The following is a 23,930-nucleotide window of genomic DNA, read 5'->3' on the forward strand; positions in this document are numbered from 1 at the left end:
GCGGGTTTTTTCCATCCCGGGAGACGTTGATGAAACACAGAAGTGCATTATTCCATTCAGTCCTGCCCGCCATGCCTTTGCTGGCCGCCTGCCTGGTCATGCCCGTGGCGTTCGCGGCACCCGCCACCGTGGAACTGGCGGGCAACGCCTTCATCACCAGCGGCGACACAGGCGCCGTCATCGGAGAACATGGCCTGGCCGGCTGGAGCAATCCCGCTGCCGTCGCCAGCACCTACTTCCGCGTGGCCGAAGCGGGCCCCGTCCAGGTGGCGCTCGATGCCAGCTTGGCCGACGGCGGCAACAGCACCATCCGCGTGAAGATCAACGGCACGCCGTTCGACGTCAGACTGGCCGGCAAGGCGCGCAAGACTTACGCCGTCGGTACGGTCAATGTGCCGGCGGCCGGCTATGTGAAGGTGGACTTGCAGGGATTGACGCGCGCAAAGGCCACGTTCGGCGAGGTCGCCGCGCTGAAGGTGACTGCGAACGCGGCGCTCACGTATGCCAACGACCCGGCCAATTACTACTGGTCGCGGCGCGGACCGTCCGTGCACATGGGTTACACGGTGCCGGCCAATACCGAGTACTTTTATAACGAAATGACGATACCCAAGGGCCAGGACGCCATCGGCTCCTATTTCATGGCCAACGGCTTTGGCCAGGGCTACATGGGCATCCAGGTCAAGTCGCCCAGCGAGCGCTGGATCCTGGTTCTCCGTGTGGGACGCCGACAATGGCGCGAAAACCACCCTGGTCAGCAAGGGCGCCGGCGTGGTCGACAACGCGTTTGGCGGCGAGGGCACGGGCGGACAAACCTACCTTTCATATAATTGGACGGCCGGCATGACGTACCGTTTCATCACGCGCGCGCGGCCGGACGGCAAGGGCAGCAGCGATTATTCGGCCTGGTTCTTTGCGCCGGAAACGGGCCAGTGGCGCTACATCGCCACCTGGAAGCGGCCGGCGATTTCCACCTATTTGACGCGCATGCATTCCTTCCTCGAGAACTTCATCGATACACTGGGCTATACGGAGCGCCGCGTCCAGTTCGGCAACCAGTGGGCGAGGAACGTTGCCGGCACCTGGTCCGAAGTGACGGCGGGGAGGTTCACCGGCGACGCCACGGCCACCAATGCGCAGCGCATGGATTACGCGGGCGGCCTGGAAAACGGCAGGTTCTACCTGCATAACGGCGGCTTTTTTGCCGATGTCGTGAAAACCGGCCAGAGCTTCACGCGTCCGGCCACGGGCCAGGCGCCCGCCGTCGACGTGAGCGCCTTGCCGATGCAATAGGCATTGATCCTTACCCCGGCCGCTTGCCCACCATCGCTTCGATGCCGCGATAGTAAGTGAGCGGGCGGCCTATCGTCACTCCCATCAATGCCGCCGCCTGGATGATGTCGTCTGTATCGCGCCGGTACACGACCAGCGCATCCATCTGGTCGGTGCCGTTGCCGTCGATCTGGATCAGGTCATAGCCGCCTTCGTCCACGGCGCGCTGCGCCAGTTCCGCGTCCAGCCACTCGAAATAGGGCAGCGCGCTACCGTCGCCTCCCTCGAGCATTGCGTACGGGAAGTCGGGGAATTCGTCGAACATGTCCTGTATCTGTTCGTGCAGCTCATCGAGCTTGTCGCCCGACGCCATATAACCAGCCAGGTGCCAAAGGATCGCCACCGCGTAGGCATGCGCATCGCTGTCGATCCATTCGTCGCGCGGAGCGGAGGGCGCAGCGGTGATGGCGGTGACGGCTTCGTCGAGTTCCTCTCCTTCCAGGTCACCGCAGGTCAGCTTGGTCAGCAGTTCAGATAACAGCATGTTTACCTTTCAATAGTGTGGATGCATGGCCAGGGAGGCCAGCTTGTTGGGCTGTTGCCAATACTATCATTGCCGCGTATCTGGGCGCGCTCTGCAGAACTTGCAATGTGGGCTACGCCACCGGAGACGATCAGCAAGGAAATGTTGGAAAGAAGCGCGTCAAACAAGCCTTTGCAGGCCGCTTGCGCCGCAGCCCCGCATGGATATAGAATGCGAATCATTATTATTTGCGAATCAGGGAGGTTGCGACGTGTCGGCTGCCCAACCCGGCGTCCACCAGGAGGTGGGCAGCCTGTATCACGAACACCACCGCTGGCTGCAAGGCTGGCTGCGGCACAAGCTGGGCAATGCGTTTGACGCGGCCGACGTGGCGCACGACACCTTCATGCGCCTGCTCAATCGCGAAGAAAGCATCGCCGCCCGCGAGCCGCGCGCCTTTTTGACGACGGTGGCCAAGGGCGTGCTGGGCAATCTGTACCGCCGCCGCGACCTGGAAGCGGCCTACCTGGAAACCCTGGCCAGCCTGCCCGCGCAATGCGCGCCCGATCCCGAGGCGCAAGCGATCCTGCTCGAAGCCCTGTTCGATATCGACCGCCGCCTCGACGGCCTGGCGCCTGCCGTGCGCCGCGCCTTTCTGCTGTCGCAGCTCGATGGCATGCCGCAGGCGGCCATCGCGCTGGAACTGAATGTCTCGCTGGCCACCGTGCAGCGCTATCTGGTGAAGGCCATGCACCAGTGCTTCTTTTCCCCGTCGGCGCCGTGATGGGCGGCTTGACGCCGGAAGCGGCCAGCTTGCAGGCGGTCGAATGGCTGGTGCGCCTGCAGGCCGGCGATTGCGCGCCCGAAGTGGAGCAGGCCTGGCGCGCCTGGCGCGGCAGCGACCCGGAAAACGAGCAAGCCTGGCAGCATGTGGAAGGCTGCATGGCGCGCATGCGAGCCTTGCCGGCGCCGCTGGCGCACGGCACCCTGGCGCGCAAGCCCGCGCATGCGCAGGCGAATGCGGCGCGCCGGCAGTCGCTCAAGCTGCTGGCGCTGCTGGCCGTGGGCGGGGGCGCATGGCTGGCGGGCGGCGACGAGCAGGCGCGCTTCTGGCTGGCAGATTACCGCACCGGCACGGGCGAATTGCGCCGCCTCGTGCTGGCAGACGGCACGCGCATCACCCTTGGCACGGCTACCTCCATCGACGTGCGCTATGACGCGGGCCAGCGCCTGGTGACGTTATTCAAAGGCGAGATCATGATCCGCACGGCGCGCGACGTGGCGGGCCGGCCGTTTTTCGTGCAAACGGCGCAAGGCCGCTTGCAACCGGTGGGTACGCGCTTTGCCGTGCGCGCCGGCGGCGAGTCCACGCGGCTGGGCGTGTTCGAAGGCGCCGTCGATATTCTGCCGGAACAGGCGCCGCCCGCCGCCGCGCGCCGGTTGCAGGCGGGCGAACAAGCGACGTTCACGGCCGGCCGCGTCGGGCCCGTCGAGTCCCTGCCTGCCGGCGCGGACGCCTGGACGGCTGGCATGCTGGTGGCGCACGACATGCCGCTGGCCGATTTTATCGGCGAGCTGGCCCGCTACCGGCAGGGGCGCCTGGCCTGCGATCCGGCCGTCGCCCATCTGCGCGTGTCGGGCATCTACCCGCTGGCCGACACGACGCAAGTACTCGACATGCTGGCGCGGACCTTGCCCGTCGACGTGCGCCAGACCACGCGTTTTTGGGTGACCGTGATGCCACATCGGCAGCATCCATAATTATTTTCTGAAAAGTGAGGGGTTTTCGATTTTCGCGTGACATAGCAAGTGAACCCTTCATTCACTTTCAGGAAAACAGTCCGCATGCCCAGCACAACACCTATTTACGCTTCTTCCATTTCCAGCACATGCCGCCGCAGCGTGGCGGCGCTGGCCTCAGCCAGCCAGGCCCTGTGGCTGCTCGCCGCTGGCGGCGCCTCGGCCGCCGCCCCCGTTGCCCAGGCAGCCAATGCGGCGCGCATCGAGTTGGCGATACCCGCCGGCACCCTGGAACAGGTGCTGGTGCGCTTCGGCCAGGAGACGGGCACCATGATTTCCTACCAGGCCGCCGCAGTGGCGGGCAAGCGCAGCGCCGGCCTGGCGGGCAGCTACAGCGTGCCTGCAGCGCTGGGCGCCATCGTCGCCGGCTCGGGCTTGCGCGCAGTGCCGCAGGCAAATGGCGGTTATGTCCTCGACGTGGCGGCGGTCGATGGCGGCCAGACCATGCCCGAGATGAAGGTCAGTGCCAGCGCCGATGCGCATGGCGCGACGGAAGGCAGCGGCTCCTATACGACGCAGACCATGCGCTCGGCCACGCGCCTGGGCTTGTCGGTGCGCGAAACGCCGCAAGCCGTCAGCGTGGTCACGCGGCAGCAGATGGATGACCAGAACCTGCAAACGGTGGAAGATGTGCTGCAAAACGCGGCCGGCGTGGCCATCAACCGCTACGACAGCGACCGTACCTCGTTCTTCGCGCGTGGCTTTTCCATCGCCAGCTACCAGTACGACGGCATTCCCACCACGGTCGACAATGCGTTCAGCGTGGGCGACAGCACCCTGGACATGACGGCTTACGACCGGGTCGAGATCGTGCGCGGCGCCACGGGCCTGCTGACGGGCGCGGGCGAGCCGTCCGCCACCATCAACCTGGTGCGCAAGCGCGCGTCATCGAGGCAGCTGGCCGGGAATGCGGCCCTGAGCCTGGGTTCCTGGAACAATGCGCGCGCCAGCGCCGACCTGTCCACGCCCCTGAGTGCGGACGGCAAGGTGCGCGGACGAGTCGTCGCCAGCTACCAGGACAGCGAATCGTATGTGCACCTGTATCACGCCAAGAAAGCCATGGCGTATGCCACCATCGAAGCGGACCTGGCGCCCGGCAGCGTGCTGATCGCCGGCTATGAATACCAGGATAACCGCCCGCGCGGCGGCATGTATGGCGGCTTGCCGCTGTGGTATGCGGATGGCGAACGCGCCACGCTTTCCCGCTCCGCCACCACGGCGACCACCTGGAGCCGCTGGTTCAGCACCAGCCAGACGGCCTTTGTGCGCCTGGAGCAGGAGCTGGGCAGCGGCTGGAACCTGACGGCCATGCTGAATCACGGCTGGGGCAATTATTCGGCCGCCGAGCTTTTCGCCAATACCTGGCCGGACAAGGCCACGGGGCAAGGCGTGACGGGCTACGCCGGTTTTTACGCTGGCACGCGGCGCCAGGACAGCGTCGACGCCTATGTGCAGGGCCCCGTGCAGCTGCTGGGCCGCACGCACGACCTGGCGTTCGGCGTCTCGGGCAGCAACCAGTTCTCCAGCTATCCGGGGATTGCCGGCAGCAGCGTCGATTACGGCAATTTCTACCAGTGGCAGGGCGTGGCGCCGGAACCTGACTGGAATGATCCGAGTTTCTCGCGCTGGCAGCTGCTCGACACGGTGCAGCAGCGCGGCATCTATGGCACGGCGCGCTTTTCGCTGGCGGATCCCTTGAAGCTGATCGTCGGCGCGCGTTACAGCCGCTACAAGGCGGACCACGTCGATGACTGGGGCGGCAGCTACGGCTATGCCAAGCACGCCGTCACGCCGTACGCGGGCCTGGTGTGGGATATCGATGCACAGCATGCGCTGTACACCAGCTACAGCAAGATATTCAAGCCGCAGGGCTACCAGGACCGGTTCGGCCGCTACCTCGATCCCGTACAGGGCAAGAATGTGGAGGCGGGCGTGAAGGGCGAGTATTTCGGCGGCAGGCTCAATGCGGCGCTGGCCGTGTTCCGCATCGCGCAGGATGGCCTGGCGCAGGAAGACACGGGCCGTTTCGTCGGCAATTCGCTGACGCAGGCGTACTACGCGGCCTCGGGCACCACCAGCAAGGGTGTGGAACTGGACGTGTCGGGCGAGCTGGCCAAGGGCTGGAACGTCTCGGCCAGCGTGTCGCATGCGGCGGCTGAGGACAACACGGGCGCGCGTCTGAACAGCTATGTGCCGCAGACCCTGGCGCGCGTGTTTTCCACGTATCAGCTGCGTGGCGACTGGCGCGCGTTATCGGTGGGCGGCGGCGTGAACTGGCAGAGCGGCGCCTACCGCGACGCCACCGGGCCGACGGGTACGGAGCGCGTGGAGCAGGGCGGTTACGCCGTGGCCAGCCTGATGGCGAAATATGCGCTGTCGCGCCAGCTGTCGCTGCAGGCGAACATCAACAACGTGTTCGACAAACATTACTACAGCCAGCTCGGCATGTACAACCAGGCTTACTGGGGCGCGCCGCGCAACGCCAGCGTCACCCTGCGTTACCTCTTCTGATGTATCAGAATGGCCAGGCCTGCTTGGTCACGGCCACGGCGATGATGTAGGCGAAGACCAGCACGGCTGCCGCGAAAGCGGCGCCGCGCACGGCCGGCGTCTTGCCCCGCTTCAGGGCGATGGTGCCCAGCGCGATGTAGGCCACCAGCGCGCCCAGCTTGGCGGCCAGCCAGGGCTGGTTGCCCGGGGATTGGCCGCTCCACACGGCCAGGGTGATGGCGCTGGCCAGCAGGGCCGTGTCGACCAGGTGCGGCAGGATTTTCACCCAGCGCTGCTGCAAGGCGGGCGAGGCGCGCAGCATCCAGGCGCCGCGCAAGAGGAACAGCGCGCCGCTGGCGGCGGCGCAGCCCATGTGGAAATGCTTGAGGCTCAGATAATCCATGCGAGAGGTGGTGGGCGTTGATTGATGGTGGCGCCAGCATAGCCGCCTTTGGCGTCCTGCGCCATACGCCGTCGGGATGAGACGGGCCTAATGCAGAAATTTGACGTACACGAGTTCAGGGTCGTCCTCGTCGAGATGGTCGATCTGGCCGCTGCGCACGAAGCCAGCGCTGGCGAACAGCCGTTGCGCGGCGCCGTTGGATTGGTTCGTCGAGGTGAACAGTTTGGCCTCGTGCACGCGTCTGCGGCCGCCGCCAGCAGGCGCAAGCCTACGCCGCGCCGCTGCTGTCCGGGAGCGACCATCACCAGCGAGACAAAACCGTAGCCGAAGAAGTCGCCGTGCGTGAGGACATAGCCGGCCACCTGGCCAGCCCGGATGGCCACCTGGCAGCGGCCGTGGCCCACGGCGGCGCGCACGGCCTGGCCACGCTCCGGGTGCGTCTGGGCATAGGCGTCGCAAGCCAGCATGGCTTCTACATCGCCATGCCCGGCCATGCGCGTGACGATTTCATCTGCTTGCGTTCTGTTTTCCATGCCTCTCCCCGTTGTGCCGGTGCCGAGTGTGCCAAAAATGCGCCGTTTTGTAAAACACCCGCCATCCAGGCTAGGTCCATCCCCCGCCATCTAGTCACTTTTGCCGATGCGGCTATCCAGATTGCCTTTCCAGAATCACCCTGTGGCCGATAGTGCCTTTCGCCTCTGCCACGTAAGCTGGTCGGGACGGCTGGCCAGACGGCCAGTGCATTCATGGAGAAACATCGTGGCTACCCTAGATGGCACTAAGAACAACAGTAGTAACAAGGCAGTCGAACCCGGCATGCGGCGCAAGCAGTTTTCCGTGTTAGTCAGCAGTACCTTCGCATTTACCATCTGCTTTGCAGTCTGGATGATGTTTGCCGTACTGGGCATCCCCATCAAGACCAGCTTGGGCTTGACTGAAACACAATTCGGCCTGCTGGCCGCCATGCCCGTGCTGACGGGTTCCCTCGTGCGCGTGCCCTTGGGCATCTGGACGGACAAATACGGCGGACGCCGCGTCTTCTTCCTGCTGATGCTGGCCAGCGTGGTGCCGATCTACCTGATTTCCTACGCTACCGCCTATTGGCACTTTCTCGTGCTGGGCATGTTCGTCGGCCTGGCGGGCGGTTCGTTTTCCGTCGGCACGCCGTACGTGGCGCGCTGGTATGAAAAGGAGCGCCGCGGCCTGGCGATGGGCATTTTCGGCGCCGGCAACTCCGGTTCCGCGCTGACCAAGTTCGTCGCACCGGGCATCGTCGCCGCCTTCGGCTGGCAAATGCTGCCCAAGGTGTATGCAGTGGCCATGCTGGCCACGGCCATCATCTTCTGGCTGTTTTCGTTCACGGATAAATCGCACCTGGCGCCATCGGGCGAAAGTTTTTCGGCGCAGATGAAAGTGCTGAAGGACCCGCGCGTGTGGCGCTACTGCCAGTACTACTCGGTGGTGTTCGGCGGCTACGTGGCGCTGGCCTTGTGGATGACGAAGTACTACGTGGCCGAATATGGCTTTGACTTGAAGCACGCGGCGCTGCTGGCCGCCTGCTTCTCGCTGCCGGGCGGCGTGCTGCGCGCCGTGGGCGGCTGGATCTCGGACAAATACGGTGCGGCCAAGGTGACCTGGGCCGTGATGTGGGTGTGCTGGGTGTGCTTCTTCCTGCTGTCGTATCCGCAAACGCAGATGGTGGTGGAAACCGTCACGGGGCCGCTGGCCTTCCATATCGGCCTGTCGCCGCTGTGGTTCACCGTGCTGCTGTTCATCGTCGGCATCGCCATGGCTGTCGGCAAGGCGTCCGTCTTCAAGTTCATCGGCGATGATTTTTCCGACAATATCGGCGCCGTCTCGGGCGTGGTCGGCCTGGCCGGCGGCCTGGGCGGCTTCATCCTGCCCGTGATGTTCGGCGCCCTGGTGGATTTCACGGGCGTGCGTTCGAGCTCCTTCATGCTCCTGTACGGCACCGTCTGCGTTTCCCTCGTCTGGATGCATTTCTCGTTCAAGCCGCTGCGCGCGGCACCAACTACTCAACCTGCAGGAGTTAAAGCATGAGCCGCTATATGATCAATACCTGGGAACCGGAAACCCCGAGCTTCTGGCAAAGCACGGGCAAGGCCACGGCCGCGCGCAATCTGTGGATTTCGATTCCCGCGCTGCTGCTGGCGTTCGCCGTGTGGATGGTGTGGAGCGTGGTGGTGGTCAACCTGCCCAACATCTGGTTTTACCTACAGTAACAACCAGCTGTTCTGGCTGACGGCCTTGCCGGGCCTGTCCGGCGCCACCTTGCGCATCTTTTACTCGTTCATGGTGCCGATCTTCGGCGGCCGCCGCTGGACGGCCATTTCCACGGGTTCGCTGCTGATTCCCGCCATCGGCATCGGCCTGGCCGTGCAGGACGTGAACACGGGTTATCCGACCATGCTGATCCTGGCGCTGCTGTGCGGTTTCGGCGGCGGCAATTTCGCCTCGTCGATGGCCAACATCAGCTTTTTCTATCCGAAGGCGAGCAAGGGCTTCGCGCTGGGCATGAATGCGGGCCTGGGCAACCTGGGCGTGTCGGTGGTGCAGTTCGTCGTGCCGCTGGTGATCACGTTCGCCGTCTTCGGCGCCTGGGGCGGCGATTCGCTCACCTGGGTGAAGAATGGCGTGAGCAAGGAGATGTGGCTGCAAAACGCGGGCTTCATCTGGGTGCCGTTCATCGCGCTGTCCACTTTGCTGGCCTGGTTCGGCATGAATGACCTGGCCTCGGCCAAGGCTTCGTTTTCCGAGCAGGCCGTGATCTTCAAGCGCAAGCACAACTGGCTCATGTGCTGGCTGTACACGGGCACCTTCGGCTCCTTCATCGGCTATTCGGCCGCGTTCCCACTGCTGATCAAGATCCAGTTCCCCGACGTCAATCCGCTCGATTACGCCTTCCTCGGTCCCCTCGTCGGTGCGCTGGCGCGCGTGGCCGGCGGCGTGATTTCCGATAAACTGGGCGGCGCACGCGTCACCCTGTGGTCGTTCCTCTTGATGATAGGCGCCGTGCTGGGCGTGCTGTACTTCATGCCGCAGGCCGGCGTGGGTGGTAGTTTTAGTGGCTTCTTCTGGATGTTCATGCTGCTGTTCGCCGGCACGGGCATCGGCAATGCGTCGACCTTCCGCATGATCCCCGTGATTTTCCTGACGGAGCACCAGCGCGCGGCGGCCGGCAAGGGCAAGGCGGCGCAGGAGCAAGCGATCGTCGACGCCAACAAGGAAGGCGCGGCGGTGCTGGGCTTCACGTCGGCCGTGGCGGCCTACGGCGCCTTCTTCATCCCGAAAAGCTACGGCACCTCGATTGCGCTGACGGGCAGCCCCGACGCGGCCCTGTGGTGCTTCATCGGCTTTTATGTCAGCTGCATCGCCATCACCTGGTGGTGCTACGCCCGTAAAAACGCGCCGATGCCTTGTTAAGTGAGCAAAACGCCTGGCAGGTCGCACTTGTCAGGCGTTGTTTAAAGTATCAGAGGTAGTCATGGAAGAACTGGAAAAATTCGTCAACGGCTTCAGCCTGTTTCAGCAGCAGTATTTCAGCGAGCCGCAAACCTTGTACGACAGCTTGCGCGACGGGCAGCGGCCCTCGACCTTGCTGATCGGCTGCTGTGATTCGCGCGTCGACCCCATGCTGCTGACGGGCAGCGACCCGGGCGACATGTTCGTCGTGCGCAATATCGCCAACCTGGTGCCGCCGTGCACGCCGGACGCGCCGCCCGGCGTCAGCTCGGCCATCGAGTTCGCCGTCTGCAAGCTGGAAGTGGCCAGGGTCATCGTGCTGGGCCATGCGCGCTGCGGCGGCATTCGCGCGTTGCTGGAACCGCGCAGCCGCGCGCGGAAGGCCAGGAAACGGACTTCGTGGGACAGTGGATGCGCATCGCCGAACCGGTGGCGCAGCGCGTGCGGCGCGACCTGGCGCACCGTTCGTCGGCAGAGCAGCACCACGCGTGCGAATTGGCCAGCATCCTGCAGTCGCTGGACAACCTGCTTACCTACCCGTGGCTCAAGCGCCGGGTGGAGCAGGGCGTATTGAAACTGCATGGATGGTATTTTGATATCGACAGCGGGGCGCTGATGGCGTATTCGGCGCGCCAGCAGCAGTTTTTGCCGCTGGTCTGTCCCATCGAAAGGGCGCGCCACCTACACGAGCGCCCTTGGCCGGATTCAGCTAAAACGTAGCAAATCCCCGCTGCGGTCGAACGCCAGCAGGCTGTCGATGCGGCCTTGCTCGATGGCCGTCACCATGGCGCGCAGGGGCGCTTCGCATTCCTGCGCGGCCGGCGGCTGGCCCTCGCGGCCCGCCAGTCCCGCCACGAAGACCACGTCCCAGTGCGTCTGCATCTGTTTCGACTCCTCCTTCAATGTCTCGAAGCTGCCCAGTTCCTCGGGCAGCTTGTCGGCGCACATCACGGGCGTGAGGGACTTGCCCTGGCCGCCAGGCTGGGCCTGCGCCTGGGTAAAGGTGAACAGCAGGCGTTGCGGCTGCTCCTGGTTGCGGGCGCTGCGCAGCAGGCTGGCGTAATCGGTAATGTGCATGGTTTTCCTCCTGATTGAACGATGGCGACAGGTATACCTCAGCGCCGCCTTGCCGCCCATAGGCAATAGTGACTATCCGGGTGACTACGCGCCTATGCATTCCTGGTGCCGGAAACCGACTTCTTGCCAATACCGCCGGGCAGGGCGCATCGATAGACTGTTTGTATCGACGCTTGAGCCATCCTGCTTGCAGCGTTTTTTAAGACCTGGCGCCGCTGCCTGCGGCGCAATGTGGAGGTAGCATGAGTCACTTTCTGGACCGCCTGAAATTTTTTAGCAAGCCCGCCGAGCCGTTTTCCAACGGCCATGGCACCGTGGTCGACGAAGACCGTACCTGGGAAAACGCCTACCGCCAGCGCTGGCAGCACGACAAGATCGTGCGCTCCACGCATGGCGTGAACTGTACCGGCTCGTGCAGCTGGAAGGTGTATGTCAAGAATGGCCTGATCACCTGGGAAACCCAGCAAACCGATTACCCGCGCACGCGGCCCGACCTGCCCAACCACGAACCGCGCGGCTGCCCGCGCGGCGCCAGCTATTCCTGGTACGTGTATTCGGCCCAGCGCGTGAAATACCCGATGGTGCGCGGCCGCCTGATGGAAATGTGGCGCGAAGCGCGCAAGACCATGGATCCCGTCACGGCCTGGGACTGGATCAGCCAGGACCCGTGCGCTCGCAGCAGTACAAATCCATCCGCGGCCTGGGCGGCTTCGTGCGCGCCACCTGGGACGAATCGAATGAAATCATCGCCGCCGCGAACGCGCTGACGATCAAGAAATACGGCCCGGACCGCATCATCGGCTTTTCGCCGATTCCCGCCATGTCCATGGTCAGCTACGCTTCCGGCACGCGCTACCTGTCGCTGATCGGCGGCGTGGCCCTGAGCTTCTACGACTGGTACTGCGACTTGCCGCCGGCCAGCCCGCAAGTGTGGGGCGAGCAGACGGACGTGCCGGAATCGGCCGACTGGTACAACTCGACCTATCTGATGGTGTGGGGCTCGAACGTGCCGATGACGCGCACGCCGGATGCCCACTTCTACACGGAAGTGCGCTATAAGGGCACGAAAACCGTGGCCATCTCGCCCGACTATGGCGAAATGGTGAAGTTCGGCGACATCTGGCTGGCGCCGAAGCAGGGCACGGACGCCGCGCTGGCGCTGGCCATGGGCCACGTCATCCTCAAGGAATTTCACTCGGAAGGGCAGAGCGCCTACTTCCGCGACTATGCGCGCCAGTACACGGACTTCCCCATGCTGGTCCTGCTCAAGGAGCATAACGGCACCCTGGTGCCCGACTACTTCCTGCGCGCTTCGCACCTGGACAACAACCTCGACGAAACCAACAACCCGGAATGGAAAACCCTCGTCATCGATGAAACCACGGGTGCGATCACGGCGCCGGCCGGCTCCATCGGCTTCCGCTGGGGCGAGTCGGGCAAGTGGAACCTGGAGCAGAAGGCCGGCGGCAGCGGCGCGCCCATCGTGCCGATGCTCTCCATGATCAACGACAGCGACGCCGTCACGGAAGTGGGCTTCGCCTACTTCGGCGGCAAGGACGCGTCCGACATGCTGCTGCGCAAGGTGCCGGTGAAAACCATCCGCCTGGCCGACGGCACGACGGGCCTCGTCACCACCGTGTTCGACCTGACCCTGGCCAACTACGGCATCGACCGTGGCCTGGGCGGTGAAAACGTGGCGGAAAGCTATGACGACGACGTGCCGTACACCCCCGCGTGGCAGGAAAAGCACACGGGCGTGAAACGCGCCGACGTCATCACCGTGGCGCGCCAGTTCGCGGAAAACGCGGACCAGACGCGCGGCAAGAGCATGGTCATCGTGGGCGCCGGCCTGAATCACTGGTACCACATGGACATGACCTACCGCGGCATCATCAACATGCTGATGATGTGCGGCTGTATCGGTCAGTCGGGCGGCGGCTGGGCCCATTACGTGGGCCAGGAAAAACTGCGTCCGCAAACGGGCTGGACGCCTCTGGCATTCGCCCAGGACTGGGTGCGCCCGATGCGCCAGATGAACGGTACCTCGTTCTTCTATGCCCACACGAGCCAGTGGCGCCACGAAAAGCTGGAAACGGGCGATATCGCCTCGCCATCGGCGGCCGGCGGCACGGGCGACCTGACCCTGCTCGACTACAACGCCAAGGCCGAGCGCATGGGCTGGCTGCCATCGGCGCCGCAGCTGCAGACCAATCCGCTGGAAGTGGCCAAGGCCGCCAAGGCGGCAGGGCAGGCGCCGGCCGCGTATGCACTGGACCAGATCAAGGCGGGCCAGCTGCAATTCTCGTGCGACGATCCGGACAATCCGGCCAACTTCCCGCGCAATATGTTTGTCTGGCGTTCGAACATCCTCGGCAGCTCGGGCAAGGGCCACGAGTACTTCCTGAAATACCTGCTGGGCACGCAAAACGGCTTGCTCAGCGATGAAGACGACTGCATCACGCCGAAACAGGTGAAGGTGCGCCCGGCCGCCGAAGGCAAGCTCGATCTGCTGGTGGTGCTGGACTTCCGCATGTCGACCACGTGTCTGTATGGCGACGTGGTGCTGCCGACGGCCACCTGGTACGAAAAGGATGACTTGAACACCTCGGACATGCATCCGTTCATCCACCCGCTGTCCGAAGCCGTGCAGCCGCTGTGGCAATCGAAGTCGGACTGGGAAATCTACAAGGGACTGGCCGAAAAATTCTCGGAAATCGGCGGCGAACTGCTGGGCACCCAGCAAGACATCATCCTCACGCCGCTGATGCACGATACCCCGGGCGAACTGGGCCAGCCTTTCGATCCCAAGGACTGGCGCGCCGGCGAATGCGATGCGATTCCCGGCAAGACCATGCCGAACATGACGGTGGTCGAGCGCAATTACCGCGACGTCTACAAGAAGTTCACTTCGATCGGGCCGCTGCTGGAAACCATCGGCAATGGCGGCAAGGGCATTTCCTGGAAAACGGGGCATGAAGTGGACGTACTGCGCGGCATCAACCGCACGGTGCTGGAAGAAGGCGTGTCGCAGGGCCAGCCGCGCCTCGATACGGCCATCGATGCGGCCGAGATGATCCTGTCGCTGGCGCCGGAAACGAATGGCCACGTGGCCGTGAAAGCCTGGGCCGCGCTGTCCGCCATCACGGGACGCGAGCATACCCACCTGGCGCTGCGCCGCGCGAGCATGACAGCATCCGCTTCCGCGATGTGCAGGCGCAGCCGCGCAAGATCATCTCCTCGCCCACCTGGTCGGGCCTGGAAAGCGAAGAAGTCAGCTACACGGCCGGCTATACGAACGTGCATGAACTGATCCCATGGCGCACCTTGACGGGCCGCCAGCAGTTCTACCAGGATCACCTGTGGATGCGCGACTTCGGCGAGGGCCTGTGCGTGTACAAGCCGGCGATTAACACGAAGACGACGGAAGCGCTGCTGGGCACCAAGCCGAACGGCAACAAGGAACTGGCGCTGAACTTTTTGACGCCGCACCAGAAATGGGGCATCCACTCCACGTATTCGGACAACCTGCGCATGCTGACCCTGTCGCGCGGCGGACCGCACGTGTGGCTGTCGGAGACCGACGCGCAAGCTGCCGGCATCGTCGACAACGACTGGATCGAGGTCTTCAACGTGAACGGCAGCCTGACGGCGCGCGCCATCGTCAGCCAGCGCATCCCGGCCGGCATGACGATGATGTACCACGCCCAGGAAAAGATCATCAACGTGCCTGGCGCGGAGATGACGGGCAAGCGGGGCGGCATCCATAACTCGGTGACGCGCGCCGTGCCCAAGCCGACGCACATGATCGGCGGCTACGCCCAGCTGGCCTACGGTTTCAATTACTACGGCACGGTGGGCTCCAACCGCGATGAATTCGTATTGGTGCGCAAGATGAACAAGGTTGACTGGCTCGAAGGGCCATTGGAAACAGAAGACGGGAGCATGGTATGAAAATCAGAGCGCAAATCGGCATGGTGCTGAACCTGGACAAGTGCATCGGCTGCCACACCTGTTCCGTCACCTGCAAGAACGTGTGGACCAGCCGCGACGGCGTCGAATACGCATGGTTCAACAACGTCGAAACCAAGCCCGGCATCGGCTATCCGAAGCAGTGGGAAAACCAGGACAAGTGGAACGGCGGCTGGCGCCGCACGGACGCGGGCAAGATCGAGCCGCGCCAGGGCAGCCGCCTGAAGATCCTGGCGAATATCTTCGCCAACCCGAACCTGCCGGCCATCGACGAGTACTACGAGCCGTTCACCTACGACTACGAGCACCTGCAAAGCGCGCGCCGCTGTCGCAGACGCCGCCGACGGCCCGTCCGATCTCCGTGCTGACGGGGAAAAAGATGGAGAAAATCGAGTGGGGCCCGAACTGGGAAGATGACTTGGGCGGCGAGTTTGCCCAGCGCAGCAAGGACAAGCTGTTCGACAACATGCAGAAGGAGATGTACGGCACGTTCGAAAATACCTTCATGATGTACTTGCCGCGCCTGTGCGAGCATTGCCTCAACCCGACGTGCGTGGCGTCTTGCCCGTCCGGCTCCGTGTACAAGCGCGAAGACGACGGCATCGTGCTGATCGACCAGGACAAGTGCCGCGGCTGGCGCATGTGCATCTCCGGTTGCCCGTACAAGAAGATTTACTACAATTGGTCTTCCGGCAAGGCGGAGAAGTGCACCTTCTGCTTCCCGCGCATCGAAGCTGGCCAGCCTACCGTGTGCTCGGAAACGTGCGTGGGTCGCATCCGCTACCTGGGCGTGCTGCTGTACGACGCCGACAAGATCGAGGCTGCCGCCTCCGTGCCGCAGGAGCAGGACCTGTACCAGGCGCAGCTCGACCTGTTCCTCGATCCGCACGACCCGGCCATCATCGCCGAGGCGCGCCGCCAGGGCATCCCTGACCTTTGGCTGGAAGCGGCCGTCAAGTCGCCCGTCTACAAGATGGCCGTCGAGTGGAAAGTGGCGTTCCCGCTGCATCCCGAATACCGCACCTTGCCGATGGTGTGGTACGTGCCGCCCCTGTCGCCGATCCAGGCGGCCGCCGAATCGGGCAAGCTGGGCGTGAACGGCATGCTGCCGGACACCCAAAGCCTGCGCATTCCCGTGCAGTACCTGGCCAATTTGCTGACGGCCGGCGACCAGCCGCCCATCGTCACGGCGCTGGACCGCATGCTGGCCATGCGTGCCTACATGCGCAGCAAGACCGTCGAGAAGGTGGAAAACCTCACGGTGCTGAAACAGGTGGGCTTGAGCAAGGCGCAGGTGGAGGACATGTACCACATCATGGCCATCGCCAATTACGAAGACCGCTTCGTCATCCCCAGCAGCCACAAGGAAATGGCCGAGGACAGCTTCAACGAGAAGGGTTCGTGCGGCTTCAGCTTCGGCAACGGCTGCTCGGACGGCAGCAGCGAGCCGACCTTGTTCGGCAAGAAAAAGCACGGTTCGGCCATCTTCATGCAGATGCCGAAGTCGCGCAAAACGGCGCCAGGCGCTTAAGGAGCTCATATGGAACACGCTATGCATCACTACCAAGTCCTTTCTCGCCTGCTGCTGTATCCCGAGCCGGAGCTGATCGCGCACCTGCCGCAGCTCGACGCCGCGCTGGCGGCCGTGCCGGAGCAGCACGCGCTGCTGCGGCCCTTGCTGGCGCACCTGGAAAGCAGCAGCCTGATCGACCTGCAGCAGCAGTACGTGGCCACCTTCGACCGCAATCCGTCGCACTCGCTGCACCTGTTCGAGCATATTCACGGCGAATCGCGCGACCGGGGCCAGGCCATGGTCGACCTGATGGAGGAATACAAGCGCCACGGCCTGCAGATGGTGGGCGACGACTTGCCCGACTTCGTGCCGCTGTTCCTGGAGTTTCTGGCGCAGCTCGATGAGGCAGTCTCGGCGCCGTTGCTGGGCGACGCCGTCCACGTGCTGGCGCACATCGGCCGCAAGCTGACGGCCAACGGCAGTCCGTATGCGCCCGTCTTCACGGTGCTCGAACGCCTGAGCCCCGTGGCGGCCGAAATGCTGGCCGAACCGCCGGTGCGCGACATGGACGAAGCGCTGGAAACCTTTGGCCCCGGTGCGGACGGCGTCGAGCCCCTGCTGCGCCAGGGGCCGGGCCAAGGTCTGGGTCAAGTCCCAGGCGGCGTCCATCCCGTGCATTTTCACCCGCAGCCGCGGCGCGCAGCTTGAACCGCGTCCGCATGAGGAGAGTACATCATGAGTAATTACTTGCATCAATTTCTGTATGGCATCTATCCATACATCGCACTGGCCATCTTTTTCCTGGGTAGCCTGATTCGTTTCGACCGCGAGCAATACACGTGGAAGTCCGATTCCAGCCAGCTGCTGCACCGCGGCAGCCTGCGCCTGGGGAACATCCTGTTCCACCTCGGCATCATCGGCCTGCTGTTCGGCCATGCGGCCGGTTTGCTGACCCCCGTCTGGGTGTGGGATACGCTGGGCGTGTCGCATAGCCTGAAGCAGGGCGTGGCCATGGCGGCCGGCGGCGTGATGGGCGGCCTGTGCCTGGCCGGCATCCTGATCCTGCTGGCGCGCCGCTTCGGCAATGCACGGCTGCGCGCCGTTACCACGGCCGGCGACAAGCTGGTGATGGTGTGGATCTTGCTGACCTTGCTGCTGGGCCTGTCGTCGATTTTTGTGTCGGCTTCGCACATGGATGGCCACATGATGGTCTTGCTGATGAACTGGGCGCAGCACATCGTGACTTTCCGCGGCGACGCGGCCAGCTTCATCGTCGATGCGCCGCTGGTGTTCAAGCTGCACCTGTTCATGGGCATGTCGCTGTTCGTCATCTTCCCGTTCACCCGTCTGGTGCACGTGTGGAGCGGCTTTGGCGCAGTTGCATATCTGGGCCGCGCTTACCAGTTGGTTCGCCGCCGCTAAGGCGGTCATTGAAAGGAGAATCATCATGGGAATTTCCGTCAATGGCATCGATATCGACGATGCCGACATCGCGCAGGAATTGCCGCATCACGACGGTGCCGGCAATCCGCTGAAACAGGCCGTGCATGAACTGGTGCTGCGCCGGCTGCTGCTGGACGAAGCCGAACGCCTCGGCGTGCAGGGCGGCAGTGACGATGCCCGCATCGAGGCGCTGTTCGAGCAGGAAGTGCGCGTGCCGCCCGCCGACGATGCGGCTTGCCGCACCTTTTATGCGCAGCGCCCGCAGCTGTTTCGCAGCGGGGCGCTGGTCGAGGCGCGCCACATCCAGTTCCAGGTGACGCCCGAGGCTCCCTTGGAGCTGCTGCGCACGACGGCGCAAGCCGTGCTCGACGCTCTGAAACTGGCGCCCGAGCGCTTCGCCGAACTGGCGGCGCAGTATTCGAACTGCCCGTCCGGCGCCCTGGGCGGGAGCCTGGGCCAGCTGTCGCCGGGCCAGAGCGTGCCGGAATTCGACGCGCTCGTGTTCCGCCTGGAAGAGGGCGCGCTGGCTGGCCATTTGCTGGAAACGCGCTTCGGTTACCACATCGTGCAGGTGCAGCGCCGGGTCGAAGGCCAGGCCATCCCGTACGAAGCGGTACAGGCGCAGATCGCCGACCGCCTGTCGCGGGCGGCGTGGCAGCGCGCCGTGCACCAGTATCTGCATTTGCTGGTGGGGCGCGCCGACATTGCCGGCATCGAGCTCGAAGGCACAGCCAGTCCGCGGGTTCAGTAAGTAGAAATGCGTAGCTAAAAAGGCGTAGGCCGCTAGGCCTTCTGGGGCACAGCCAGATCGTGCCCCAGCCTTTACAATCACGGAAGAAACAGGAGTAGCGTCATGGGTAGCGTCAAGTTGCAGGACCGTTTTGGCCGTTCGATCGATTATGTGCGGCTGTCCGTTACCGACCGATGCGACTTGCGTTGCAGTTATTGCATGCCCAAGGGCTTTCGCGGCTTCGAGGAGCCGAAGGACTGGCTGACGTTCGACGAGATCGAGCGCCTGCTGGGCATTTTCGTGCGCCTCGGCACGCGCCGCGTGCGCCTGACGGGCGGCGAACCCCTGTTGCGGCGCAACCTGCCCGAGCTGGCGCAAAAGCTGTCCGCGCTGCCCGGTCTGGACGACCTGTCGCTGTCGACCAACGCCACCCAATTGGGCAAGCACGCCGTGGCCTTGCGCGCGGCGGGCGTGGACCGCATCAACGTCAGCCTCGATTCGCTCGACCGCGCCTGCATGCAGCAGATCACGGGGCGCGACAGCCTGCAGCCCATTCTCGATGGCCTGGTGGCGGGCAAGGCGGCCGGTTTCGACCCGATCAAGATCAATATGGTGGCCATGCGCGGCATCAACGACGGCCAGATCGAGGCCATGGCGGCCTTCTGCATCGAGCAGCAGTTCATCCTGCGCCTGATCGAAGCCATGCCGATGGGCAGTACGGGCCGCAATGCCAGCTACATGCCGCTGGGTCCCGTGCGCGAGCGCCTGGCGGCCCGTTTTGGCCTGGTGCCGCAGGCGGCCGAATTAGGTGGCGGGCCGGCGCGCTATCTGGCGACGCAAGATGGACGCTCGAGCATCGGCTTCATTACGCCCATGTCGCAGCATTTTTGCGCCACCTGCAACCGCGTGCGCCTGTCCGTCGATGGTACCCTGTACCTGTGCCTCGGGCAGGAAGAGAAATTCGCCTTTGGTCCCATGCTGCGCGGCGGGGCCACGGATGCGCAGATCGAAGCGGCGATCCGCGCCGCCATCGAACTCAAGCCGCAGCAGCATGATTTCAATTCGCAGCCGGACAAAATCGTGCGCTTCATGGCGCAGACGGGCGGCTGAGACAGTTTGCATTTACATTCAAGGGCGGTATGAAATTCAAGGCGATGTTTTCCTCGTGGCAGAAGCTGTCGACCAAGATCGTCGGCGCGCTGCTGCTCATGCTGGTGCTGGCCCTGAGCGCCATCGGCTGCACCCTGTTCCTGTCGTGGCAGCTCGAAGGCAGTTCGGCCGCCATCAATGAAACGGGCCGGCTGCGCATGCAGACTTACCGCCTGACCCTGCTGCTTGCCAGCGACGCCGGCGAACAGGCGCGCCAGCAGGTGCTGCTGATCGACGAAACCCTGGCCAAGATCGGCCACGGCGACCCGCAGCGCCCCTTGTTCCTGCCCCCCAGCACGGCCATCAAGTCCGAATTCGAGCGCATCGGCACCGCCTGGCGCGGCGCCTTGCGCCCGGCCGCGCTGGCGGCCGATTCCGCTGCGCGCGCGCGCCAGTTCGAGCATGACGCCGATACCTTCGTCGGCCAGGTCGATCAATTGGTGCGCCTGATCGAGCACGATAGCGAACAGCGCACCTTCTGGCTGCGCGCCTCGCAGCTGATCCTCGTCGGCATGGCCGTCATCGGCACGGTCAGCATGATTTACCTGATGTTCATGCTCATCATCGAACCGGTGACGCGCCTGCGCCTGGGCATGCAGCGCATGAAGGAGCGCGATTTCAGCGTGCGCCTGGCTGTCGAGAGCAATGACGAATTCGGCCAGCTGGCCAGTGGCTTCAACCAGATGGCCGACCGCCTGCAGGCGCTGTACGGCAACCTGGAAGAGGGCGTGCGCAGCAAGACGGCCACCCTCGAATACCGCAACCGCGAGCTGGCGCTGCTGTACGAAAGCGCGGCCTTTTTGCAGCGCCCGCAGCCCCTGGAAGACATTTGCGGCGGCTTCATGCAGCGCATCGTCGATTATTTCGAGGCCGACGGCTCCACCGTGCGCGTGCTCGACGCCGAGCGGGGCAACCTGCACATGGTGGTGCATACGGGCCTGTCCGAGGAACTGGTGGCGTCCGAGCATTGCCTGAAGGTGGGCGACTGCCTGTGCGGCACGGCCGTCGAGATGAAGGTGGCGAAGGTGCACGACATGCGCCGCATCGACAAGGCGCACGAGCTGCGCTGCCACCGCGAAGGCTTTGCCACCGTTTCCGTCTTCCATATCCATGCGCATGAACAGCACCTGGGCTTCTTCAACCTGCATTTCCGCCATGCGCGCGTGTTTTCCGCGCGCGAGCTGGCCTTGCTGGAAACCCTGGGCCAGCTGCTGGGCATCGCGCTGGAAAACCTGCGCCTGGCCGCGCGCGAACGCGAAATGGCCATTTCCGAAGAGCGCAACCTGGTCGCGCAGGGCCTGCACGACAGCATCGCGCAAAGCCTCAATTTCCTGAACCTGCAGGTGCAGATGCTCGACGACTCCGTGCGCAATGCGCGTTTCGACGAGGTGGCGGGCATCGTGCCGGCCCTGCATGCGGGCGTGAAGGAAAGCTACGAGGACGTGCGCGAGCTGCTGGCCAACTTCCGCAGCCGTTTGATGGAGGATGACCTGATCGGCTCCCTGCGCGCGGCGCTCGACAAATTCCGCCGCCAGACGGGCATCGACGCCGAGCTGCTGGCCGATGTCGACGGCGCGCCATTTCCCCGCGAGCAGCAATTGCAGTTATTATTCATCGTGCAGGAAGCGCTGTCTAACATCCGCAAGCACGCCCAAGCCAGCCACGTCGAGGTGCGTCTCGCCGATCACCAGGATTTTACGCTGACGATCAGCGACAATGGCGTCGGCTTCGACGCTGCCGCCGTGCTGGAAAAGGGCGACAGCCACGTCGGCATCCACATCATGCGCGAGCGCGCGCAGCGCATCGACGCCACGTTCGACGTGCACGCTTGTCCCGGCGGGGGCACGACCGTCGAACTGCATCTGTCGCGCGAGCAGCGCCGCGCCGCCTAAGCCACTATCAGAAAGTATAAAAAATGGAGACTCCCGATAAACCGATCACCGTCATGCTGGTGGACGACCACGCGCTGTTCCGCAGCGGCATACGCTCGCTGCTGCAGCGCCACACGGAATTTTCCGTCGTGGGCGAGGCGGCAGACGGCGTGGAAGGCATCAAGCGCGCCATCCAGCTGCAGCCCGACGTGGTGCTGCTGGACCTGAACATGGCCGGCATGTCCGGCGTGGAAGCGCTGCAGCTGATGCAGCACGACTGTCCCGACACGGCCATCGTCATGCTCACCGTGTCGGAAGATGCGGAGGACCTGGCGACGGCCCTGCGCGCGGGCGCCTGCGGCTATTTGATCAAGAATATCGACGCCGACTACCTGGTGCGCGCCATCCGCCGCGCGGCCGCTGGCGAAGTCGTCATCGCCGAAGCCATGACGGGCAAGCTGGTGGCGCAACTGCAGGCGGGCACGCGGCGCGAGGAGCCCGTGTCGGAGCTGGACAAGCTCACGCCCCGTGAAAAGGAAATCATCGATTGCCTGTCGCGCGGCGAAAGCAACAAGGGCATCGCCCGCACCCTGGACCTGGCTGAAAGCACGGTCAAGATCCACGTGCAGAACGTGCTGAAAAAACTCAACCTCACCAGCCGCGTGCAGGCGGCCGTGTACGCGGTCGAGCACCGCCAGGGCAAGTAGCCCGAGTTGGGGTCTGACCCGGCGGGCCGGACCCCATGGCTATTATCTCTAGTCCTTTTTGCCGATGGCAGTTCCTGCGCTTTTAAAGTAGTATATTGAATATATCTTTAAAGGCGACTCCATCATGGCCATCACCCCGATCAGCGAACCTTCTTCCTCTCCCGCCGCCTCCGGCGCGGCGCCATGGCAAGCCGGTCACGCCGTCTGGCAACTGGGTTTCCGCCCGTTTTACCTGCTGGCGGCCGTGTTTGCGGCCATCGCCATGCCCCTGTGGCTGGCAGCTATGCGGGCCTGCTGCCGGGCGGTTTGCAGGTGGGCCTGGGCTGGCACATGCACGAGATGGTGTTCGGCTTTGCCGTGGCCGTCGTCGTGGGCTTCTTGTACACGGCGGGACGCAACTGGACGGGCTTGCCCACGCCGCATGGTGTCCAGCTGATGGCGCTGGCGGGGCTGTGGCTGGCCGGGCGCGTGGCCATGCTGTGCGGCCCCGGCCTGTTGCCGGCGCTGGTCGACTGGCTGTTCCTGCCGCTTGCCGCCTGGCCCCTGTACCAGGTGCTGCGCCGTTCGGGCAATACGCGCAACCTGTTCCTCGTCGGTCTGCTGGCCTTGCTGGCGCTGGCCAATGGCCTGTTCCACGCGGCTGAGCTTGGCTGGCTGCCGCTGTCGCTGTTCCTGCCCGTGCAGGCGGCCATCTTCATCATCGTGCTGATCGAATCGGTGATCGGCGCGCGCGTCATTCCCATGTTTACGCGCAATGGCGCGCCTGGCAGCACGCCCGTGGCCAGTCCGCAGCGGGCCCTGATCGCCGTGGCCTGCATGGCGGCCGCCGCCATCGCGTGGCTGGCCGGTGCTCCAGCCTGGCTGACGGCGCCGCTGGCGTTCTGTGCTGCCGGCGTGTCGCTGGCCAACCTGCTGGCCTGGCAGCCGCAGCGCACGGTGCGCGTGCCGCTGCTGTGGATACTGCACCTGTCGTATGCGTGGATAGGCATCGGCTTTGCGCTGCTGGGACTGGCCAGTCTCGGCCTGCTGCCGGCCAGCGCCGCGCTGCACGCGCTGACGGTGGGATCGATGGCGGGCCTGATCATCGGCATGATGACGCGCACCACCCTGGGCCATACGGGCCGTCCATTGAAGGGCGGCAGGGCGGAAGCGGCGATGTACTGGCTGATCCAGCTGGGCGCGCTGGCGCGCCTGCTGGCCGCCGCCGGTCCCGCCGCGCTGTCCATGCCGCTGCTGCTGGCGGCCGGCGCGTGCTGGTCGCTGGCCTTTGGCCTGTATGCGTGCGTGTATGCGCCCTATCTGTGGCGCGCCAGGGTGGATGGGCGCGAAGGCTAAGCTGGTATCAGGACGGGCGCCAGGCCAGCAGTTTCCTGATTTCCGGCGTCCAGTACGACAGCGATTCGCCCACGACGAATAGCAGCAGGCCCAGCATCAAGGCTCTCAGCAGCAAATCCCTGCACCAGATCATGGCGTCTCCTGATTTTTTATATTGGCAAGTTT

The 23,930-nt window shown here is 64.4% G+C and carries 18 protein-coding genes and 5 pseudogenes; 18 read left to right on the top strand and 5 right to left on the bottom strand.

Features of this window, described 5'->3' with window-relative positions:
* Positions 1–71 precede the first annotated feature (71 nt).
* Together ACQVLG_RS21835 and ACQVLG_RS21840 are read left to right on the top strand one after the other, a co-directional pair.
* Positions 72–830 carry a DUF5077 domain-containing protein gene (locus ACQVLG_RS21835; RefSeq protein ID WP_474290977.1) on the top strand — a complete coding sequence of 253 codons (759 nt, stop codon included), beginning with the start codon at positions 72–74 and terminating at the stop codon, positions 828–830.
* A complete protein-coding gene (locus ACQVLG_RS21840; protein WP_474290978.1) occupies positions 718–1,293 on the top strand; it encodes a DUF3472 domain-containing protein in 576 nt (191 codons plus the stop codon). The genes ACQVLG_RS21835 and ACQVLG_RS21840 overlap by 113 nt, the downstream gene beginning before the upstream one ends.
* A 10-nt stretch (positions 1,294–1,303) precedes the next feature.
* On the opposite strand, the gene ACQVLG_RS21845 is transcribed toward ACQVLG_RS21840, so the two are convergent.
* A complete protein-coding gene (locus ACQVLG_RS21845; RefSeq protein WP_474290979.1) occupies positions 1,304–1,816 on the bottom strand; it encodes a hypothetical protein in 513 nt (170 codons plus the stop codon).
* 250 nt (positions 1,817–2,066) lie between these two features.
* On the opposite strand from ACQVLG_RS21845, the gene ACQVLG_RS21850 reads away from it, so the two are divergent.
* The 3 genes from ACQVLG_RS21850 (at position 2,067) to ACQVLG_RS21860 (ending at position 6,106) form a co-directional block, all read left to right on the top strand.
* Complete coding sequence (locus ACQVLG_RS21850; RefSeq protein ID WP_230538241.1) at positions 2,067–2,579, top strand: sigma-70 family RNA polymerase sigma factor; 513 nt, start codon at positions 2,067–2,069, stop codon at positions 2,577–2,579.
* A complete protein-coding gene (locus tag ACQVLG_RS21855) occupies positions 2,579–3,556 on the top strand; it encodes a FecR domain-containing protein (protein WP_474295752.1) in 978 nt (325 codons plus the stop codon). Before ACQVLG_RS21850 ends, ACQVLG_RS21855 begins: the two co-directional genes overlap by 1 nt.
* Positions 3,557–3,640: 84 nt before the next feature.
* Positions 3,641–6,106, top strand: coding sequence for a TonB-dependent siderophore receptor (locus tag ACQVLG_RS21860; protein WP_474290980.1), 2,466 nt, complete (start codon positions 3,641–3,643; stop codon positions 6,104–6,106).
* Positions 6,107–6,110: 4 nt separating this feature from the next.
* Here ACQVLG_RS21860 and ACQVLG_RS21865 read toward each other — a convergent pair whose 3' ends face one another.
* Together ACQVLG_RS21865 and ACQVLG_RS21870 are read right to left on the bottom strand one after the other, a co-directional pair.
* Positions 6,111–6,488, bottom strand: a complete 378-nt coding sequence (locus ACQVLG_RS21865) for a SirB2 family protein (protein ID WP_474290981.1) — start codon at positions 6,486–6,488, stop codon at positions 6,111–6,113.
* Positions 6,476–7,021 (bottom strand): GNAT family N-acetyltransferase, encoded by a 546-nt coding sequence (locus tag ACQVLG_RS21870; RefSeq protein ID WP_474290982.1) that lies wholly within the window; start codon positions 7,019–7,021, stop codon positions 6,476–6,478. The genes ACQVLG_RS21865 and ACQVLG_RS21870 overlap by 13 nt, the downstream gene beginning before the upstream one ends.
* Positions 7,022–7,304: 283 nt before the next feature.
* Between ACQVLG_RS21870 and ACQVLG_RS21875 the strand changes: the two genes are divergently transcribed.
* The 3 genes and pseudogenes from ACQVLG_RS21875 to ACQVLG_RS21885 all read left to right on the top strand — a co-directional run bounded on the left by ACQVLG_RS21875 (position 7,305) and on the right by ACQVLG_RS21885 (position 10,691).
* Entirely contained in the window at positions 7,305–8,549 is a 1,245-nt protein-coding gene (locus ACQVLG_RS21875) for an MFS transporter (protein ID WP_230538357.1), read from the top strand.
* Positions 8,546–9,932, top strand: a pseudogene (locus ACQVLG_RS21880) (NarK family nitrate/nitrite MFS transporter). The gene ACQVLG_RS21875 and the pseudogene ACQVLG_RS21880 overlap by 4 nt, the downstream one beginning before the upstream one ends.
* A 61-nt stretch (positions 9,933–9,993) precedes the next feature.
* Positions 9,994–10,691, top strand: a pseudogene (locus ACQVLG_RS21885) (carbonic anhydrase).
* Here the strand turns inward: ACQVLG_RS21885 and ACQVLG_RS21890 are convergent.
* Positions 10,677–11,048, bottom strand: a complete 372-nt coding sequence (locus tag ACQVLG_RS21890; protein ID WP_474290983.1) for a ribonucleotide reductase subunit alpha — start codon at positions 11,046–11,048, stop codon at positions 10,677–10,679. The pseudogene ACQVLG_RS21885 and the gene ACQVLG_RS21890 sit on opposite strands and share 15 nt — an antisense overlap.
* 242 nt (positions 11,049–11,290) lie before the next feature.
* Here ACQVLG_RS21890 and ACQVLG_RS21895 point away from each other — a divergent pair.
* The 10 genes and pseudogenes from ACQVLG_RS21895 to ACQVLG_RS21940 all read left to right on the top strand — a co-directional run bounded on the left by ACQVLG_RS21895 (position 11,291) and on the right by ACQVLG_RS21940 (position 23,765).
* Positions 11,291–14,999, top strand: a pseudogene (locus ACQVLG_RS21895) (nitrate reductase subunit alpha).
* Positions 14,996–16,548 (top strand): annotated as a pseudogene (gene narH / locus ACQVLG_RS21900) (nitrate reductase subunit beta). The pseudogenes ACQVLG_RS21895 and narH overlap by 4 nt, the downstream one beginning before the upstream one ends.
* A gap of 21 nt (positions 16,549–16,569) precedes the next feature.
* Positions 16,570–17,238 (top strand): nitrate reductase molybdenum cofactor assembly chaperone, encoded by a 669-nt coding sequence (gene narJ, locus ACQVLG_RS21905; protein WP_474290984.1) that lies wholly within the window; start codon positions 16,570–16,572, stop codon positions 17,236–17,238.
* Between the two features lie 27 nt (positions 17,239–17,265).
* Complete coding sequence (gene narI / locus ACQVLG_RS21910; RefSeq protein ID WP_474290985.1) at positions 17,266–17,952, top strand: respiratory nitrate reductase subunit gamma; 687 nt, start codon at positions 17,266–17,268, stop codon at positions 17,950–17,952.
* A 25-nt stretch (positions 17,953–17,977) separates the two neighbouring features.
* On the top strand, positions 17,978–18,724 hold the full coding sequence (locus ACQVLG_RS21915) for a peptidylprolyl isomerase (RefSeq protein WP_474290986.1): 747 nt from the start codon (positions 17,978–17,980) through the stop codon (positions 18,722–18,724).
* 102 nt (positions 18,725–18,826) lie between these two features.
* Complete coding sequence (gene moaA, locus ACQVLG_RS21920; protein WP_474290987.1) at positions 18,827–19,813, top strand: GTP 3',8-cyclase MoaA; 987 nt, start codon at positions 18,827–18,829, stop codon at positions 19,811–19,813.
* A 29-nt stretch (positions 19,814–19,842) separates the two neighbouring features.
* Entirely contained in the window at positions 19,843–21,744 is a 1,902-nt protein-coding gene (locus ACQVLG_RS21925) for a type IV pili methyl-accepting chemotaxis transducer N-terminal domain-containing protein (protein WP_474290988.1), read from the top strand.
* 23 nt (positions 21,745–21,767) lie between these two features.
* Positions 21,768–22,430: a response regulator gene (locus ACQVLG_RS21930; protein WP_086147379.1), complete on the top strand. Its 663-nt coding sequence runs from the start codon at positions 21,768–21,770 to the stop codon at positions 22,428–22,430.
* A gap of 124 nt (positions 22,431–22,554) precedes the next feature.
* Positions 22,555–22,677: pseudogene (locus tag ACQVLG_RS21935) on the top strand (NnrS family protein); the annotation flags it as partial.
* A 23-nt stretch (positions 22,678–22,700) separates the two neighbouring features.
* Positions 22,701–23,765, top strand: a complete 1,065-nt coding sequence (locus ACQVLG_RS21940) for an NnrS family protein (protein ID WP_474290989.1) — start codon at positions 22,701–22,703, stop codon at positions 23,763–23,765.
* Positions 23,766–23,772: 7 nt separating this feature from the next.
* Here ACQVLG_RS21940 and ACQVLG_RS21945 read toward each other — a convergent pair whose 3' ends face one another.
* The gene (locus ACQVLG_RS21945) at positions 23,773–23,898 is read right to left on the bottom strand and encodes a hypothetical protein (protein ID WP_263643050.1); all 126 of its coding nucleotides are present in this window, start codon (positions 23,896–23,898) and stop codon (positions 23,773–23,775) included.
* Positions 23,899–23,930 lie beyond the last annotated feature (32 nt).

The organism is Janthinobacterium sp. TPC_1 (assembly GCF_056037845.1).